The 17,727-nt window shown below is 40.5% G+C and carries 14 protein-coding genes; 10 read left to right on the top strand and 4 right to left on the bottom strand.

What is annotated here, in order from left to right; all coding sequences use genetic code 11:
• Position 1: 1 nt before the first annotated feature.
• Positions 2-3,364 carry a X2-like carbohydrate binding domain-containing protein gene (locus tag ABE099_RS17535; protein ID WP_430032376.1) on the bottom strand — a complete coding sequence of 1,121 codons (3,363 nt, stop codon included), beginning with the start codon at positions 3,362-3,364 and terminating at the stop codon, positions 2-4.
• Between the two features lie 532 nt (positions 3,365-3,896).
• Here ABE099_RS17535 and ABE099_RS17530 point away from each other — a divergent pair.
• Positions 3,897-4,796, top strand: coding sequence for a LysR family transcriptional regulator (locus ABE099_RS17530; RefSeq protein WP_430032375.1), 900 nt, complete (start codon positions 3,897-3,899; stop codon positions 4,794-4,796).
• Positions 4,797-4,798: 2 nt separating this feature from the next.
• Entirely contained in the window at positions 4,799-5,020 is a 222-nt protein-coding gene (locus tag ABE099_RS17525) for a GNAT family N-acetyltransferase (RefSeq protein ID WP_430032374.1), read from the top strand.
• 116 nt (positions 5,021-5,136) lie between these two features.
• On the opposite strand, the gene gdhA is transcribed toward ABE099_RS17525, so the two are convergent.
• Positions 5,137-6,510 carry an NADP-specific glutamate dehydrogenase gene (gene gdhA, locus ABE099_RS17520; RefSeq protein WP_430032373.1) on the bottom strand — a complete coding sequence of 458 codons (1,374 nt, stop codon included), beginning with the start codon at positions 6,508-6,510 and terminating at the stop codon, positions 5,137-5,139.
• A gap of 449 nt (positions 6,511-6,959) precedes the next feature.
• Here gdhA and ABE099_RS17515 point away from each other — a divergent pair, with 449 nt between their 5' ends.
• Together ABE099_RS17515 and ABE099_RS17510 are read left to right on the top strand one after the other, a co-directional pair.
• Positions 6,960-7,931, top strand: a complete 972-nt coding sequence (locus tag ABE099_RS17515) for a Gfo/Idh/MocA family protein (protein WP_430032372.1) — start codon at positions 6,960-6,962, stop codon at positions 7,929-7,931.
• Between the two features lie 156 nt (positions 7,932-8,087).
• Positions 8,088-8,498: an exosporium protein C gene (locus ABE099_RS17510; RefSeq protein WP_430032371.1), complete on the top strand. Its 411-nt coding sequence runs from the start codon at positions 8,088-8,090 to the stop codon at positions 8,496-8,498.
• A 75-nt stretch (positions 8,499-8,573) separates the two neighbouring features.
• Here the strand turns inward: ABE099_RS17510 and ABE099_RS17505 are convergent, their stop codons facing one another.
• Together ABE099_RS17505 and ABE099_RS17500 are read right to left on the bottom strand one after the other, a co-directional pair.
• Positions 8,574-9,251, bottom strand: coding sequence for a CidB/LrgB family autolysis modulator (locus ABE099_RS17505; RefSeq protein WP_430032794.1), 678 nt, complete (start codon positions 9,249-9,251; stop codon positions 8,574-8,576).
• Positions 9,251-9,622: a CidA/LrgA family holin-like protein gene (locus ABE099_RS17500; RefSeq protein ID WP_430032791.1), complete on the bottom strand. Its 372-nt coding sequence runs from the start codon at positions 9,620-9,622 to the stop codon at positions 9,251-9,253. The genes ABE099_RS17505 and ABE099_RS17500 overlap by 1 nt, the downstream gene beginning before the upstream one ends.
• A gap of 146 nt (positions 9,623-9,768) precedes the next feature.
• Here ABE099_RS17500 and cidR point away from each other — a divergent pair, with 146 nt between their 5' ends.
• The 6 genes from cidR to ABE099_RS17470 all read left to right on the top strand — a co-directional run bounded on the left by cidR (position 9,769) and on the right by ABE099_RS17470 (position 17,493).
• Complete coding sequence (gene cidR, locus ABE099_RS17495; RefSeq protein WP_430032370.1) at positions 9,769-10,677, top strand: cidABC operon transcriptional activator CidR; 909 nt, start codon at positions 9,769-9,771, stop codon at positions 10,675-10,677.
• Between the two features lie 5 nt (positions 10,678-10,682).
• Positions 10,683-12,248, top strand: coding sequence for an MDR family MFS transporter (locus ABE099_RS17490; protein WP_430032369.1), 1,566 nt, complete (start codon positions 10,683-10,685; stop codon positions 12,246-12,248).
• A gap of 106 nt (positions 12,249-12,354) precedes the next feature.
• The gene (gene pdaA, locus ABE099_RS17485; RefSeq protein WP_430032368.1) at positions 12,355-13,161 is read left to right on the top strand and encodes a delta-lactam-biosynthetic de-N-acetylase; all 807 of its coding nucleotides are present in this window, start codon (positions 12,355-12,357) and stop codon (positions 13,159-13,161) included.
• 243 nt (positions 13,162-13,404) lie between these two features.
• Positions 13,405-13,869 carry a MarR family winged helix-turn-helix transcriptional regulator gene (locus tag ABE099_RS17480; protein WP_430032367.1) on the top strand — a complete coding sequence of 155 codons (465 nt, stop codon included), beginning with the start codon at positions 13,405-13,407 and terminating at the stop codon, positions 13,867-13,869.
• A gap of 25 nt (positions 13,870-13,894) precedes the next feature.
• Positions 13,895-15,622 carry an ABC transporter ATP-binding protein gene (locus ABE099_RS17475; protein WP_430032366.1) on the top strand — a complete coding sequence of 576 codons (1,728 nt, stop codon included), beginning with the start codon at positions 13,895-13,897 and terminating at the stop codon, positions 15,620-15,622.
• Complete coding sequence (locus tag ABE099_RS17470) at positions 15,619-17,493, top strand: ABC transporter ATP-binding protein (RefSeq protein ID WP_430032365.1); 1,875 nt, start codon at positions 15,619-15,621, stop codon at positions 17,491-17,493. Before ABE099_RS17475 ends, ABE099_RS17470 begins: the two co-directional genes overlap by 4 nt.
• The last annotated feature ends 234 nt before the right edge of the window (positions 17,494-17,727 follow it).

The following is a 17,727-nucleotide window of genomic DNA, read 5'->3' as shown; positions in this document are numbered from 1 at the left end:
ATTATTGAGGTTCATTTCCCCATACTAGCTGACCTGCCACATACCCTGTAACTTTTGTGTTGTCTTGATATGTTGTTGAAAGGGCATCAAACGAATAATCATTAGCTTGATTAAAGCTACTCCAATTTAGCTTGGAGAAACGAGTTTGGATGAAGGCACTTTGCCCTGGCTGAAGGACACCAGCATCATTGCTAAATCCGATTTGCAAATAGTGATCCGCAGTAGCTGTAGCCGTTGGTAGCTTCACAAAGGCTCCAGTGACATGTTGATTGCCGATGCTCGCCCAATCAGAGAAAAATTGATGTCCTTGCTCACTATCGCTAGTAAAGTAATAACGTAATGTCACATCAGACAAGTCAATCGGCTCGTCTCCTGAGTTAATTAGCTTAAACTGAGGATTAATACTTTGTGTAGATGCAGTTCTATTCTCATTGTATACCTGTAACGTAATGTCACTATCTACAGGAATTGGTGTTGTTGTATCTACAATATTTATAGCCAGCACCGCAGGGGTACCACCACTGAAATTAAAGGTCAGACTTGTACTGCCAAGTGGCTGAGTCGCCAAATAGCTACTTAATACTTTAACGGTATTGCCTGTTAACGTATAATCTGTCCCTTCAACTAACGTTACAGCACCATTTTTAATATTGGTTAGCGTATTTTCATTTAGTGTAAGTGCAACAGAGAGGTCAGCTTGATTGCTCACCTTTTTATCAAAGGTAGCTGTTGTTGGTGTAATACTAGAGTTAGCAGGCGCAGCGGAATCAGTTATCGCGACCTTTAATACCGCATTTGCTCCAGCGCTAAACACAAAGGTCAAGTTATGATTTCCGACCGCAAGTGAGGCTAGATAACTATTGCTTAATTTTACAGTTGTGCCTGTTACGGTATAATCGGTTCCTTCAGTTAACGCTACATTTCCTTTTTTAATGGCAGATAACGTATTACCATTTAAGGTTAACGCTACAGATACATCGTTAGTTGCACTTGCCTTGTCAAAGGAAGCTGCTGTTGGTGTGATTGTTGAATTTCTAACTGGCTCAGGAGTAGTCAGGCTATCTCCATATGCAATACCAAGTCCATTTGTTCCAATATATACACGTCCAAAAATACGAGGGTCACCTGTAATAGCTGTATTAGTGGAAGCGTATTGATGCTCATCATCGTTAATTCTTACCCAGCTAGCGCCAGCATCAATGGAACGGAAAATACCACGTACACCGTCAATTTTTGCACTTGTATAAAGGGCATCATACGTTTGTCCAGGTGCGGCTTTCCCAATACCAATTACATTAGCTTCCTCTACATTATCAAGCTTAGTGAAGGTAGCACCTGAATCAGTGGAATGCCAGATTCCATAAATACCGCTTTCCGTATCTCCACCCGCTAACCAAATATCACCTTCGATCGTTGGCATTAATTTAAAATCTAGGTTTTGATATGGTGGGTTTGGTAAACCTGTTGCAGCAGATTCAGTAAATGTAACCCCACGGTCGGTACTTACATAAAATTTCCCCTTACCAATCGCATAAAATTTATTACTGTTCACACGGTCAGATTTCACAACAGCCCCTACAGGAACGCCGTTGCTACGAGTCCAAGAGTTACCGTTACTGTGGGAGTAGAACACCCCTGTTTCTTCTGTGCTCCATACGATGCTTTCCCCGTCAGGTGAGACAGCCACTCTACCACCGCCGCTCGTTCCTTGCGGCTCACTAGCTGTGTACCAATTGCTACCTCCGTCGCGAGAGAAGCCAATCGCTTTAGCATTTGGCGTTTCTGATCTGTTAATCTTTCCTACGCGCACAACATATTCAGGATCATTTTGTGCAAAATCAAGTGAGGTTGAAGTTTTTGGATTAACAAACATTTTTTCAGGTGTCTTCGTTAAATCATCATGGCGGAAGCCAGTCACATCACCGATTGCACTTAATAAGTGAGCACCTGATGGTGGACTAACCAAGTCCAAAATCGCCATTTCTTCAATGTTTTTAGCCTTTACCTCAATATCAATGACACCGTTTGGTTTATCCCAATTTGTTAAGTTATCTGTGCCATATAGCGTAGCACCTGTACCATACATCATTCGATCTGAGTTAAACGGATCAATGACAAGACTGCCAATCATCCAGCCAAGTCTTGGAGAAGGCACGGGTGGTTCAGGTAAATTACCAAAATCAAGCCAAGGTGCAGCGGAAATATCTAGCGTATAACGTAAATTACGGTCTGGATAGCCATTAAACTCCCAAATCGGTTTCCATGTTGCTCCGCCATCTAAGCTACGGTACATATTTGCATCTGGCCACCATTGGTTAAGGTTTGCTACCACGATCGTATTTGGATTTTGGGCATCTACAGCTAGTCCGCCATAACCAAACGTTTGTGAACTATCAGTGGAAGGGACAGGACTAATGTTTGTCCATTTTCCCGTCTTTGTATTGTATTTCCATACGTCTCCCTTAGTCCCGTCATAAGGGCCAATCCCATTGTTATAAGGGATATATAACTCTCCAGTAGAGGATAGGACGCCATGGTGTGGAAGGAAGCCTTTTGGTTGTCCCGGTACAGCGCTCCAGGTTGCGCCTCCATCGGTACTTCTGTATATGCTCTCATCCTTATCAGCAACACCAACATAAATAGTCTGCGTAGGTTGTCCTAGTGTACCGGTAGATTTATCAAATGTAATCCATGCTAGCCCCATAATATCGCTTTGGTATTCGTTAGTAGGGTCTTGAACGTAGTTACCGACATTCGGGAAATTTTCAACCTTATTCCACGTTACGCCATAGTCTGTACTTTTCCATAAGCCATTCCCACTACGTGCACCAAAGTATAAAATACTGTTTTTATTTGGATCAATCGCTAGACGTTCACCCATAGAACGCCCTGGCATGTTACCTCCTACTTTAAAAGGAAGCTCCGTTTCCTCCCAAGTATCTCCACGATCTGTGGAACGTAAAATGTAACCGTTGGTCGACTCCCAACTATTCGTATACGTGCCTGCAGCAATATACACGCGGTCTGGATCAACAGGGTCTGTTGCTAATGCATCTACACCTGTTTTACCCCATTCCTCAAAGCCAACCCAGTCCATAAGCTGAATCCAACTGCTATCGGCTGGGTTCCAACGATACACACCACCAATATCTGTTCTTGTATAAATAAGGTCGGGTTCACTTTCATTAAAAATGATGCCGGGGATAAAGCCACCACCAGCGCCCGTAAAGACCTTGTTCCATTGATAAGGTTCACTAGTTGCAGCCTTAGCCTGTTGTGGAAATGCTGTGAGGTAGGAGCTACCGATCAGGGCAACAGAAAGAAGGACAGCACTAAATTTAGACAACCATTTTTTGCGCTTCACAAAATTACCTCCCTATGATTTTTGGCTAAAAAATAAAATAAATACGTTGCTGCAAATATGGCAGGAGTAGCCTTAAGCCCCACCTCCTTTCAGAATAGATGCTAAAAATACAAATAGTTTCCTTAAAATAAGGGATATAAAGCGCTTTCTTTTTTTTGAAATTTAAAAGAGATAATTGTTGCGATTGATTAGTATTGTAGGCTGGATTTTTAATTTGTGCTGTTAGAGCAAGAGGTGTATTCATGTGTACTATGAGTGTGTTTTGAGTGCACTGTGAGATGTGTGCTGTAGATGTGTACTATGAGATATGTAAGATAGGATAGTGTCAATTCTTTATGAGTAGAAGCATGAGGAGTAGTCTGAGGTGATTATAAAATATGCATTTACTAGAAAATTTTAACTTGTAATATTAAAAAAGTCAATCTATCAAACTACCTAGGAAACTAGTGTAACTGTACATCTGGGTTAATAGCAGTCATAATAGGTACAAGCAAAAGTTGAAGCAAAAAGTAAGACAGAAGAGGTGAGCGCGATGGAACTAAGGCAAATTCAATATTTTATTGAAGTAGCGAAGCTGGAGCATGTGACGGAAGCCTCTTATATGCTACACGTATCCCAATCAGCGGTAAGTCGTCAAATTTTTAAATTAGAAGCAGAGCTTGGTGTGGACTTGTTCATTCATGAGGGGCGCAAGGTGAAGTTAACGCCAATCGGGCGATTATTTTTAGCACATATGGAACATTTGATGAAGGTGATCCAAAATGCAAAGCAGGAAATTAATGAATATTTAGATCCAGAGCAAGGGACGGTACGGATTGGCTTTCCAAGTAGTTTAGCGGCACATATGATTCCAAGCATTGTGTCTGCTTTTAGAGAGCAATATCCTGCAGTTCATTTTCAGCTTCAGCACGGCTCATATAAGGAATTGATCGAATGGGTTATTAAGGGCGAGATGAATTTAGCTATAATGGGACCTGTGCCTAAGCATGAACGGCAAGTGAATGTTGAGGTCTTGTTTAAGGAGAAGTTTGTTGCTTTATTACCTGCCACCCATTCTTTAGCGACTCAAAACTCAGTGAAGCTAGAGCAACTGATGGATGATGTATTTGTATTATTTCCTTCGGGGTTTGTCCTGCGAGATATTGTTGTACACGCTTGCACAAATATTGGCTTTCAGCCCCTAGTGTCATTTGAAGGTGATGATCTTGATGCGATTAAAGGCTTGGTTGCAGCAGGGTTAGGAGTCACATTGTTACCTGAAATTGCAGTGGGAGAGCATCTTTCTTCCTCCATTGTAAGCCTACCCATTGTGGATTCAGTTGTGACAAGAGATGTGGGGATCATCACGCCTGCCACAAGGGAGTTATCACCAACGGAGAAGCTGTTTCATGACTTTTTGAAAGAGATGGGTCCAAAATTTCAGAGTAGCTAAGCTTGTCTAATGTCAAATACTTAGGAAGGAGAACTAGCATTGGAAGAGAAAAATACAGACGTCAAGGCTTAGCAAAAGCATGTATTTATGAATCAATGAAGCAATGTAAAAAGCTTGGTGCGAATGTTGTATATGTTGTTCCTGATGAAGAGCCGTATCCTTGGTATAAGAGTATGGGCTTCAAGCAGACATTAGAAAGTTATTGTTGGAGCAAAACCTTCTAAATATGGAAAGTTTTCATTTGAATAATATTTCAATATAGCCAATAGGTAATTATTAAAAAAGGATTTGAAGGTCTAGTTTTCTAGAAACTTCAAATCCTTTTTGTTGCGTTTTGCGTTTACACCACACCATGAGCGATCATTGTGTCTGCTACCTTTAAGAAGCCTGCGATATTTGAACCAACAACAAGGTTGCCTGTATGACCGTACTCTTCAGCAGCTTTTACACTGTTGTTGTAAATGTTAGTCATAATATTTTGCAATTTTGTATCAACTTCTTCAAAAGTCCAAGCGAGTCTTGCGCTATTTTGTGCCATTTCAAGCGCAGATACCGCTACACCACCCGCATTTGCTGCTTTAGCAGGTCCAAAGTAAACGTCATTGCTGAGGTAAACCTCAATTGCTTCTAACGTAGAAGGCATGTTAGCACCTTCAGCTACATATTTCACACCGTTAGCTACTAATGTTTTGGCAGCTTCTTCGTTAATTTCGTTTTGGGTTGCACATGGCAATGCGATATCACAAGGGATCGTCCAGATGTTTTGGCAGCCTTCTACGTATTGTGCAGTTGGGTGCTCCTTCACATATTCACTAATCCGTTTTCTTTCTACTTCTTTAATTCTTTTTACGGTATCAAGGTTAATTCCGTCCTTATCGTATACATAACCATTGGAATCACTACATGCAACGACTTTCGCACCAAGCTGCTGTGCTTTTTCAATCGCATAAATTGATACGTTACCAGAACCAGATACAACGACTGTTTTATTCGTAAAGCTCTCGCCTTTTGTTTTAAGCATTTCTTGCGTAAAGTAAACGAGGCCATACCCTGTTGCTTCTGTACGCGTCAAGCTTCCCCCGTAGGTTAAGCCTTTACCCGTTAATACCCCCGCTTCATTACCGCCAACAAGACGTTTATATTGTCCAAACATATAACCGATCTCTCTAGCGCCTACACCAATATCCCCAGCAGGTACATCAGTATCAGGACCAATGTATTTAGATAGCTCTGTCATAAAGCTTTGCGTAAACTTCATAACCTCACGATCTGATTTTCCTTTAGGATCGAAGTCAGAACCGCCTTTACCGCCACCAATCGGTTGACCTGTTAATGAGTTTTTAAAAATTTGCTCGAAGCCTAAAAATTTAATAATGCTAGCGTTGACAGAAGGATGGAAGCGAAGCCCACCTTTGTAAGGTCCAATTGCACTGTTAAACTGTACACGGAAGCCACGGTTTACCTGTACCTTACCTTGATCATCAACCCAAGGCACGCGGAACGAAATGATACGCTCCGGCTCTACAATTCGCTCTAGGATCGACTCGTTTTGGTATTTAGGGTGCTTGGCGAATACGGGAACAAGCGAGTCAAGAATTTCTTTGACCGCCTGATGAAATTCACTTTCACCGGGGTTGCGTTTTTTAACCGTTTCGTAAACCTCATTTACATATTGCTGTGCAGCAGTGAGGTTAGCTTGCTCAGTTGTTGCCATCGTATAAATCCACCTTTCTATCCTATGTCTAATTTTTGTGTTAGTTTTCTTTTCTCGATTTTCTTACGATTATTGTAATATCTATGTCAGCTATTAACAAAGCCATATTTAGATCAAGTTCATGACTAAATTAGATTAACTTTGGATTAATTAATAATCTATATGAAATTACTGATTGACAATAAAATTGATGGTAAGCTGCGGAACAAAGGTTCTTCCGATCGTTGTTAAAACCAGATTCCTTATTATTAGATTTTATTTGTTAGAATTTGGTTTTAAATACGAACGTTTCACTTCTCCAGAATCCTTTGTCTCTTCGCAAATTTGGGCTATTTGTCAATCACTGATTTAAAGATAGAGTCTTCATTAAAAACTTCGGAATTAATCATTTTTTTCCATCTTACCGTTAAATTAAATAGGAGCTTTTTATAATATGAAGGAGGTTAATCATGTCGATCCAAGTTGGAATTATCGGGACAGGTTGGTTTGGGAAGATGCATGGCGATCTTTTAAGTCAGATGGAGGGGGTAAACGTAGCCGCTATTGTAGGGACTTCAATGGAAAAAGCTGAGACATTTGCAGCCCATTATGTCGGAGCAAAAGCATTTGATCACACGCTTCGTATGCTAGATGAAGTACAGCTAGATGCCGTCTACATTACTGTACCGCCAATGGCTCATGGTGAAATTGAGCTTGCACTTATTGAAAGAGGAATTCCGTTTTTTGTTGAAAAGCCAGTGGGTGTAGATATTGAAACTCCTGAACGTATTTTAAAAGCACTGGAGGCCAAGCCTGTCGTAAACGCAGTTGGCTATCATTTTAGATATAAAGAATCGATTCAAATGATGAAGGAACTGATAGAGGGAAGTACTGTTGGATTTGCCGAAGGTGTATGGATGGGGGATATGCCAGGAGTAGCTTGGTGGAGAGATGAAGCCTTGTCAGGTGGGCAATTTATTGAACAAACGACACATATTGTGGACTTGCTAAGGTATACCGCAGGGGAAGTAACAGAGGTGTACGCTACATTTGCCAACCAAGTTTTACAGCAAAAATATGACGGGGTGACCGTTCCCGATGTAGGGACTGTATCGATGAAGCTGGCAAGTGGAGCGATTGCTACCATTTCTAATACGTGTATTTTACCAAGTGGGATCGGAAAAACGGGCCTAAGCTTATATACCGACCATGGTATATTGGATTGGACGCCTGAGCGTTTAGAGGTTGAAGCAGAGGGAGTTAAAACGACTTATCATAGTAAAGGTAACCCGTACGAGGCGGAATCTATTGCTTTTATTCATGCGGTACAAACGGGGGATGAATCCCATCTATTATCCAACTATGCGGACGCAGTCAAGACGCAAAAGGTAACCTATGCGGCAGTGCAATCTGCAAAGATCGGACAAGCAGTTAAACTATAATATTAAAAATATACGAATCTACTAGCAACTTCATCTATACCATTTCTATCAAATCCTCATAGTATATCTCAAGAAAAACAATAGCGTAATGATAAGCACTTCTTTAAACGTATTTAGCTTGATGTTTTTCTTAATTTATATTAGGAGTTGGTAGAAATGGCTGAAGTTTTAGCTCATGTGGTCAATGTTCCTACCCCAATTACAAATGGAGCTGCAATCCCGATTCCGACTACCCCTGCTGGTCAAGGGATCGCTTTAGTAAGAGTTCCTATTCCAGCTAACCGTCCTACTAATAATGTACAATTAAATGCAACAGTTGGATTACAGGGTGTAGTGGGTATTCCGAGAATATTATTCCGTATTTTTAGAGATGGACGTGAAATCTATTATGCACTCCAAGCTGTAGAAACAGATTTCGAAAATGTTTCATTAACTTCGCTTGTTGCTGCTGATGTGAACGTTCCTCCAGGTGTCCATGACTATGTATTATCTGTTGAAATTCAAAATGCTGGCGCACAAGCAACAGTCATTGGTCCAATCGTATTTACTGCACTTGCTACAGCATAACACTAAACTAGCTATAACGATATAATAGAGAAAAGCGTAGACTCTGAGGCATATTGCCTTGGGGTCTACGCTGCTTTAAACTAACAATGAAATCAATATGGGCGCAATGCCAAGCGTCAACAATGCAGATACAATCATCGAAATACTAGAGATGGTTCCAGTTAGTGAACTAAATTCAAATGCTTTAGAAGTACCAGTCCCATGTGCACCTGTGCCTAGCAATACACCACGAGCAACTTCACTTTCAATACGAAACCATTTTACAATCATTGGACCGAGCATCGTACCAAGCAAGCCCGTAATGATGACAAACACGGCTGTAATATTAGGCACGCCACCGATAATCTGCGATATATTCATAGCAATAGGTGTAGTTACTGAACGTGGAATTAAACTATTTACCATAGATGCATCTAGCTTTAACAGCTCTGCGATTAATGCAGAGGATACGATTGCTGTGATGGAGCCTGTAAGTACACTCACCAAAATAACAACGGCATGTTTTTTGAGCACATCATAATATTTGTATAAAGGAATCGCAAAAGCAATCGTAGCAGGCTGAAGCATTTTGCTTAACCATTGGCCACCTGTATTATAATCCTCGAATGAAATCCCTCTAGTCATCAAAATGAGGATGAGCATTACTGGTGTGATAAGTAAAGGCGAAAGGTATACCTTAGGATAACGTTGATATATTTTTTTAGAAATAGCATAAATGGTAAGGGTCGCAACGATATATAATAATGCGTGAATCATGATAGCCCACGTTCCTTCCTTTTTGTAATCCGTGTTGCTGTAAGACCAGATGTTAACATCACAATAAATGTACTTATTATGACGACCACTAGGATACGTAGACCTTGGTTTTCTAATATCGGTATATATTTCATGATTCCTACTGCAGAAGGAATGAAAAATAATAACAATTCAGCAAGCAGCCAATTTCCACCTAATTCAATCCAAGATAGCTTTACAACCTCAGTTTTTAACAAAATAAATAAAATAATAATGCCAAGAATCGTACCAGGAATAGGAAGATGAAGCGCATTTGCTACAACATTCATTCCCATAGACAATAGGAACAATAAGCCGACTTGTGCTATACTTAGCAGCATTGATTTTATGGTGCGCATAAATGCTCTCCTCTCCCTTTTTATGAAAACAAATGATTTATAATGTAAATATACAACACGGTTTTTCATGAGTAAAATGAATATATAGAATGAGTAGTATTCCATATTGGAATGATTGTAAGAAAGGGGGATTTTACTTGGATATTCGGCAACTCCAATACTTAATTGAGGTAGCAAGATGGAAAAGCTTCACGAAAGCAGCCGAAGCGTTATATATTACGCAACCAACGATTAGTAAAACGATGAAGGCAATGGAGGAGGAGCTAGGTGTCACTTTATTTGATCGCACAGGCAAAAAGATGGCGTTGACTGACGCAGGCGAAATTATTGTGAACCAAGCACAGCAAATTGTAACCTCATTTTATAATTTAACGGCTGAACTCGATGATCTACGCAATCTAAAGCAAGGCAATATTCGTATTGGCTTACCGCCGATGGTAGGGGCAAGCTTTTTCCCTCGTGTCATTGGGCAATTTCATAACAAGTATCCGGAGATAAAAATTCAGCTTTTTGAAGATGGTGCTAAAAGAGTGGAGCTAGATGTGATGAATGGGTTGCTCGATGTTGGTGTGGCGGTATTACCAACAACACAGGAGGGGCTTCAAAGTATTCCTTTTGTAGAGGAAAAGCTTAAGCTTGTATTGCATCCCACACATCCATTGGCACATCGTAAAGAGGTTCGGCTCAGTGAACTCGCTGAGGACGCCTTTGTTTTGTTCCGCCAAGATTTCACACTCCATGATCGTATTATTGGAGAATGTGTAAAGGTGGGTTTTCAGCCACATGTGATCTATGAAAGCTCCCAATGGGATCTAATAAGTGAGATGGTGGCGGCAGGTCTAGGAATCACGTTATTACCTGAAACAATTTGTCGTGAGATTGATGAGAAGCAGGTCAAGATCGTAGAGCTAACCCAGCCAGTCATCCCATGGAAATTAGGGATCGTATGGCGTGAAGATCGCTATCTTTCCTTTGCAACAAGAGAATGGATCAGGTTCGCACAAACTGTGCTAGCTAACTCAGATTGGTACAACATGGAGGAGTAGGAGCAGTGAATACAGACATCACAACAAAGACAGACATTACGACGAAAACAGACGGTAAAATAGACATTGAAATAGACACTGAAATAGACACTATAGAAAGTACAGATGAATTAGAAAATACACTTCATGGTTCCCCTAATTCTCCCAAAATCGCTTCGATTATTATTGCTATCATTTTTGGCTCATTCATTTCTATTTTGAGCATTAGTACGATAAATATTGCAATCCCGATTATGATGGGACAATTTCATACCGATTTGGCTACGATGCAATGGGCATTAACGGGGTTTATGCTTGCCATGGGGAGCTTTGCACCTGTAGCTGGCTATTTAGGAGAGAGATTTAGCTACAAGCGATTATATTTATTTGCATTAATTGGTTTTGTTATTTTCTCTTTATGTTGTGCCATAGCTTGGAGTGCCCCCTCACTGATCGTTTTCCGCTTTCTACAAGGTGCTTGTAGCGGATTAATTATGCCAGCAACGATGACGATTATTTATCAGGTTGTTCCCAGAGAGAAGCAAGCTGTTGCAGTGAGCTTATGGAGCTTATCCTCTATGCTTGCACCTGCCTTTGGTCCCACTTTAAGCGGCTGGATTTTACAGCATTTAAGCTGGCATTATTTATTCATTATTAACATTCCAATTGGAATCATTGCGATTGCCTTAGTCATTAAGTTAATTCCATATTATCGCCTGCAAGTCCCTAAACGCTTTGATTTGTGGGGACTAATTACCGTTGTTTTTGGTAGCTTAGCTATCCTTATCGCCTTTAGTCAAGGGCATACATGGGGATGGAGTTCTTGGAAATTCATAGCGTTGCTTAGCGCTGGTGTTAGTTTGCTTGCAATTTTTATATGGCGTGAGCGTGTTACAGAAGCGCCACTTTTGAATTTAGGTGTCTTTCGATTTAATCGGTATACGCTGGCGATTGTTATTAGCAGTATTATGACGATTTCTCTGTACTCTGGAACATTTCTAACCCCTGTATTTTTGCAAAATATTCAGCATGTGTCACCACTAGATACAGGGCTTATATTGTTGCCTTCTTCTTTGGTGATGGCGGTATGTACATTTTTTGTAGGTCGGTTATACAATATCGCAGGGCCAAAGGTATTGATTTTCATAGGTGTAGTTTTAATTGTGCTTGGTACATTGCAGATGAGCTGGCTTAGTGTAGGTACCCCACATATGTATATTATTGTATGGATGACGGTGCGAAATATCGGCATAGCCTTAACGAATATGCCTGCTAACAATGCGGCGATGGAGGTCATTCCTCTTCCGTTAACTGGACATGCCTCATCTATGAGTAATTGGATTCGTAATGTTACAGGTTCATTTGCGATTGCATTATTTGCCGCGATGCTTGCTTCTAGAACGCAGACTCACGCCTCTGAAATGGTGCATGCTGGTGTAAGTAATATGGATCAGATTTCGCTAATGTCCTATACGTTAAGCGTAAATGATGTGTATTTGCTTGCTACAGGTATCGCTTTATTGGCATTGCCGTTGTCCCTATGGCTACGGAAGTTACCGTTAAAGACGACCTCAACCTCAACGACGATGTAAACAATTGGAGATGACCTGTAGTTTTGGTGCATACTTTTCAAGGAACAAAGGGACATTAAGGGAAGATAACCTACAGAAATGAAGAATTAAGGAGAGATTGCAAAAAATGAAACGAACCTTAGTCTCGTTGGTGTTAACTTCACTTTTGTTCACATTGATTTGTGGTCAATATGCACCCCGTACACAAGCGGCAGATGTCCCTTTTAACTTTGGCTTTAAAAAAAGTGTAAATGGGAAGCTAGCTTCGATTGATGAAGAAGGCTTTAAAGATATACTTACGAAAAATGGCGCCATCTTTTTAGGAGATCCGTCACGTAAGGAGTTGTTTTTAACCTTCGACAATGGTTATGAAAATGGTTTTACCCCACCGATTTTAGATGTTCTCAAGGCGAAGAAGGTGCCTGCTGCTTTTTTTGTAACAGGTCATTATGTCAAGGATCAGCCAGATTTAGTGAAGAGGATTGCGAAGGAAGGACATTTAATCGGGAATCATTCTTGGAATCATCCTGATATGACAAAGATTTCAGATGCCAAGATTAAAGAAGAGCTCGAATCGGTGCATAAGGCGGTTAGCGAGCTGACAGGTAATCCTGTCATGAACTATTTAAGACCACCACGGGGTGTTTTTAGTGATCGCAGCTTACGTGTTAGCAAGGAATTAGGGTATACGAATGTATTTTGGTCAATCGCTTATAAGGATTGGGATACTAAGGTACAGCGTGGATCGAATTATGCCTTTAAAAGTGTAGTGTCTCAATTCCACCCTGGTGCCATTTTGTTGCTACATTCTGTTTCCAAGGATAATGCAGAGAGCTTGGGTGCAATTATTGATGAAGCTAGAAAACAAGGCTATGAGTTTAAAAGCTTAGATTACTTACAAAGTAATTTGCCACCCCATATTGTAAATGAGTAAAAGACTATAACATCGATTCTTACATCGTTCAAATTAAAACGGCTTCTAATTCCAGTATTTTCATGGGTTTTCTCATGTGAGGATTAGAAGCTTTTTCTGTATTTTTCACTAATTATTGTCTTTAAAAGAATGTTGACATTAAAACTTTAGACTCATATACTTAGGTTTATAAATAAATTGTATACCTAACTATTTATCTATATTAATAGTGTGTATACGAAGCACATACAAGGAAGTGATGATGTGAGAGTAGGGGAAGATGATACTAATGCACATAAATTAATGGAGGCATTTCATCGTTTTCGTCGTGCAGAATGGAAAAAAAACACCCAAGAGGGCTGTACTTTTAACGAAATGAAAGTGTTGTTCATCGTCCGTAAATTTTATAAAACATACGAACAGGGCATAACCATATCGGAGATTAGTACTAAAATGGAGGTGACTTCGCCCACGATAACCCAGCTTATAAAAGGCTTGGAAACCAAAGGCTTTGTCATCCGTTTAAACGATCAGGTAGATCGAAGAGTGGTGCGTGTAGAACTAACTGAAGCTGGAGAAGAGGTCACTAATAAGGCAGTGCATGAATTTTCAGCTACGATACAAGGGTTATGTGATTTTTTAGGCGAAGAAAAAACAAAGCAATTTATTGAATTATTAAATAGCTCTTATCAGTATTTGGATGGGGAATATAAAAAGAAACAGCATTAGAGTTTAGAGTGGGGATGATAAAAACATGATGAAATTAATTAAATATTTGAAGCCTTATCGTACTCCTGTCATTTTTGTTTTAATTCTTGTATTTTTTCAGGCATTATCTGAGTTGTATTTACCTACCTTGATGTCTGACATTGTCAATAAAGGTGTCGTTCAAGGCGATACGCAGTATATTTGGGAAATCGGCGGTTACATGCTAATCGTTGCATTTTTAGGTATGGCATGTTCGATTGGTGCAAGCTATTTTTCCTCTGTTGCTGCATCAGGTTATGGTAAATTACTACGCGGAAAAGTATTTGGACACGTATCCAACTTTTCGTTGCAGGAATTTGATAAGGTGGGCACAGCCTCACTCATTACACGTACAACAAATGATATTAATCAGCTTCAGCAGGTTTTAATTATGGTTCTTCGTATGATGGTAATGGCACCGATGATGGCGATTGGTGGAATTATTATGGCAGTTTCTAAGGATGCTACGTTATCGCTCATTTTTATTGTCGTTATTCCATTACTTGCATTGGCTATCTTCTTGATCGCCCGCAAAGGGGTTCCGTTATTTAAAAGTATTCAGCAAAAAATCGATAAGCTCAACCTTGTATTACGTGAAAATTTAACGGGGATTCGTGTTATTCGTTCCTTTAACCGTGTGGAGCATGAATCTAAACGTTTTAATAAGGCAAGCTTAGATTTGATGGATGTATCAATTAAAGTTAATAAAATTATGGCACTCATGATGCCCGTTATGATGCTTGTTATGAATATATCAGCAGTAGGGATTATTTGGTTTGGTGGAATTCGTATTGATGCGGGTCATATGCAGGTGGGCGACTTGATGGCATTTATTCAATATGCGATGCAAATTATGTTCTCGCTAGTGATGGTATCGATGATGTTTGTATTGATTCCTCGTGCTGCGGCATCTGGTGCGCGGATTAATGAAGTGCTTGAAATGGAACCCGTCATTAAAAATCCAAGCTCAACGGCTAGCAGAACTTCCAAAACAGGTTATGTTGAGTTTCAAAATGTTAGCTTTAGCTACCCAGGTGCGGAAAATCCAGCGATTTCTGATGTTTCCTTTGAAGCAAAACCTGGTCAAGTGACGGCGATCATCGGTGGAACGGGTTCAGGTAAGTCTACACTCGTGAGTCTCATTCCGAGATTTTATGATGTTACACAAGGCAAAGTGCTTGTAAATGGGGCAGATGTTCGTTCTCTGTCACAAGAAGAGTTGCGTAAAAAAATTGGCTATGTACCACAAAAGGCAGTTTTATTTACAGGAACGATTAACGATAATATTCGTTATGGTAAGGAAGATGCAACAGAAGAAGAAATCAAGCATGCGGCTAAAATTGCACAGGCAGAAAATTTTATCTCCGAAATGGAGCATGGTTATGAATCCTCGATTTCACAGGGAGGGACTAACGTATCTGGAGGACAAAAGCAGCGTCTTTCTATCGCTCGTGCTCTTGTGCGTAAAGCTGAAATTTATGTGTTTGACGATAGCTTCTCTGCACTTGATTTCAAGACAGATGCGAAGCTACGCGCAGCGCTAAAGGATGAAACTGAGGAGTCCACTGTCATTATTGTGGCGCAACGTGTAAGTACTGTCTTAGATGCGGATCAAATTATTGTGCTGGATGAATCAAAGGTTGCCGGAATTGGTACACACCAAGAGTTAATGGAGTCCTGTGAAGTATATCAAGAAATTGTGCGCTCACAGTTGTCAGAGGAGGAGATCGCATGAGTAAGGAGCAACATGGCAGAAGATCTCATGGCGGTCCTAGACATGGAGGTCCAGGCATGGGGATGCCTGTAGAGAAAGCGAAGGATTTTAAAGGCACCTTAAGAAGATTGATGGGGTATATTCGACCTTATCGTATGCAATTATTTTTTGTATTATTGATGGCGGTTATTAGTACGCTGTTTAATATTGTCAGCCCTAAAATAATGGGGAAAGCAACAACAAAACTTTTTGAAGGTTTAATTGCAAAAATGCAAGGTATCCCTGGCGCGGCGATTGATTTCACCTATGTGGGACAAATTTTGCTCATCTTACTAGGGTTTTATGCACTTAGTGCATTATTTAGTTACTTCCAACAATACATTATGGCTAGTGTTGCGCAAAAAACTGTTTATGATCTACGTCGAGACGTCAGCGATAAGCTTAATCGCTTGCCACTAAAATATTTTGACGGAAGAACACATGGAGAAACGTTAAGTAGAGTGACAAATGATGTGGATAACATCAGTTCCACTTTACAGCAAAGCTTGACGCAGTTAATTACATCGATCCTTACCATAATTGGTGTTGTGGTGATGATGTTAACGATTAGCCCTTGGTTAACCTTAATTGCAGTTGTCACCCTTCCGCTTAGTGTGGTTGCGATTACCTCAATTGCAAAACGTTCGCAAAAGCAGTTTGTACGTCAGCAAGCAGAGTTAGGGAAACTAAATGGTCACGTAGAGGAAATGTACACAGGGCACAAAATTATTAAAGCATTTGGACGTGAGCAAAGGTCGCTAGAGCAATTTGACACAATTAATGATCGCTTATATGAAGCAGGCTGGAAGGCACAATTTATTTCTGGTGTCATTATGCCGATCATGAGCTTTATTGGTAATATCGGGTACGTGTTGGTTGCCGTCGTGGGTGGTATTTTTGTAACAAAAGGTTCGATTACAATTGGTGATGTGCAAGCATTTATCCAATACTCACGTCAATTTACGATGCCGATTTCTCAAACGGCGAATATTGCCAACATTATTCAGTCAACAGTAGCCTCGGCAGAACGTGTATTTGAAATTTTGGATGAAGAGGAAGAAGTGCCAGAGGTAAGTACACCTACTGTACTTAAAGAAGCAGAGGGATATGTATCCTTTGAGTCTGTGAAGTTTGGATATGACCCAGAGCATATTCTGATCCAAGATATGAATATTGATGTGAAGGCAGGACAAACGGTAGCTATCGTGGGGCCAACAGGTGCAGGGAAAACGACACTGATTAACCTGCTTATGCGTTTCTATGAGCTTAATGGTGGTAAGATTACCGTTGATGGTACAGATATTACGAAGATGAAGCGTGGCGATTTACGTACCATCTTTGGCATGGTGCTTCAAGATACTTGGTTATTTAACGGTACCATTATGGAAAATATCGCTTATGGGCTAGAAGGGGCAACCGAAGCGGATGTGTATCGTGCAGCAAAAACAGCACATGCCGATCACTTTATTCGGACATTACCTGAAGGTTATCAGACGATTTTGAATGAAGAAGCTTCGAATATTTCTCAAGGTCAAAAGCAGCTACTTACGATTGCTCGGGCGATTCTGGCTGATCCACCGATTATGATTTTGGATGAAGCGACAAGTAGCGTAGATACTCGGACAGAAGTGTTTATTCAAAAGGCAATGAATGAAGTCATGAAGGGAAGAACTAGCTTTGTGATTGCACACCGTTTGTCTACGATTAAAGATGCTGACCTCATTCTTGTAATGAACCACGGTTCTGTGATTGAAAAAGGGACTCACGATGAGCTATTAGCGCAAAATGGATTTTATGCTGATTTGTATAATAGTCAGTTTTCTAAGGGTGGATTTGATTTGGAAGTGGGGTAAATTGCAAGGAGTGTAAGTGGGGGAGGGGAATGTTGGACTGTTTTGAGTGGCAGTCGCTGTTAGTCTCTGATTTCCATGAATCTTAATGGTGGAAGAAATCAGAGACTAAAGGCTCCTTTTCCTCAAAACAGTCCTCCAATTCCCTGAGGCACTTACGAGCCTCTTTGCAAGTTGACCTTGGGGAGCAGTAAGTGGTGTGGGAGGGTAATGTTGGACTGTTTTGAGTGGCAGTCG

The organism is Paenibacillus turicensis, assembly GCF_050461185.1.
Taxonomy (GTDB): domain Bacteria; phylum Bacillota; class Bacilli; order Paenibacillales; family Paenibacillaceae; genus Fontibacillus; species Fontibacillus turicensis_A.
Note: the sequence above shows the minus strand (reverse complement) of the source record. Positions and strands in the feature narration are given on the sequence as shown.

What these genes read in the sequence shown, in the direction of transcription:
- gdhA (WP_430032373.1), bottom strand. Translation starts at nt 6,510, where the DNA reads ATGGCAACAACTGAGCAAGCTAACCTCACTGCTGCACAGCAATATGTA.
- ABE099_RS17475 (WP_430032366.1), top strand. Translation starts at nt 13,895, where the DNA reads ATGATGAAATTAATTAAATATTTGAAGCCTTATCGTACTCCTGTCATT.
- ABE099_RS17515 (WP_430032372.1), top strand. Translation starts at nt 6,960, where the DNA reads ATGTCGATCCAAGTTGGAATTATCGGGACAGGTTGGTTTGGGAAGATG.
- ABE099_RS17530 (WP_430032375.1), top strand. Translation starts at nt 3,897, where the DNA reads ATGGAACTAAGGCAAATTCAATATTTTATTGAAGTAGCGAAGCTGGAG.
- ABE099_RS17470 (WP_430032365.1), top strand. Translation starts at nt 15,619, where the DNA reads ATGAGTAAGGAGCAACATGGCAGAAGATCTCATGGCGGTCCTAGACAT.
- pdaA (WP_430032368.1), top strand. Translation starts at nt 12,355, where the DNA reads ATGAAACGAACCTTAGTCTCGTTGGTGTTAACTTCACTTTTGTTCACA.
- ABE099_RS17510 (WP_430032371.1), top strand. Translation starts at nt 8,088, where the DNA reads ATGGCTGAAGTTTTAGCTCATGTGGTCAATGTTCCTACCCCAATTACA.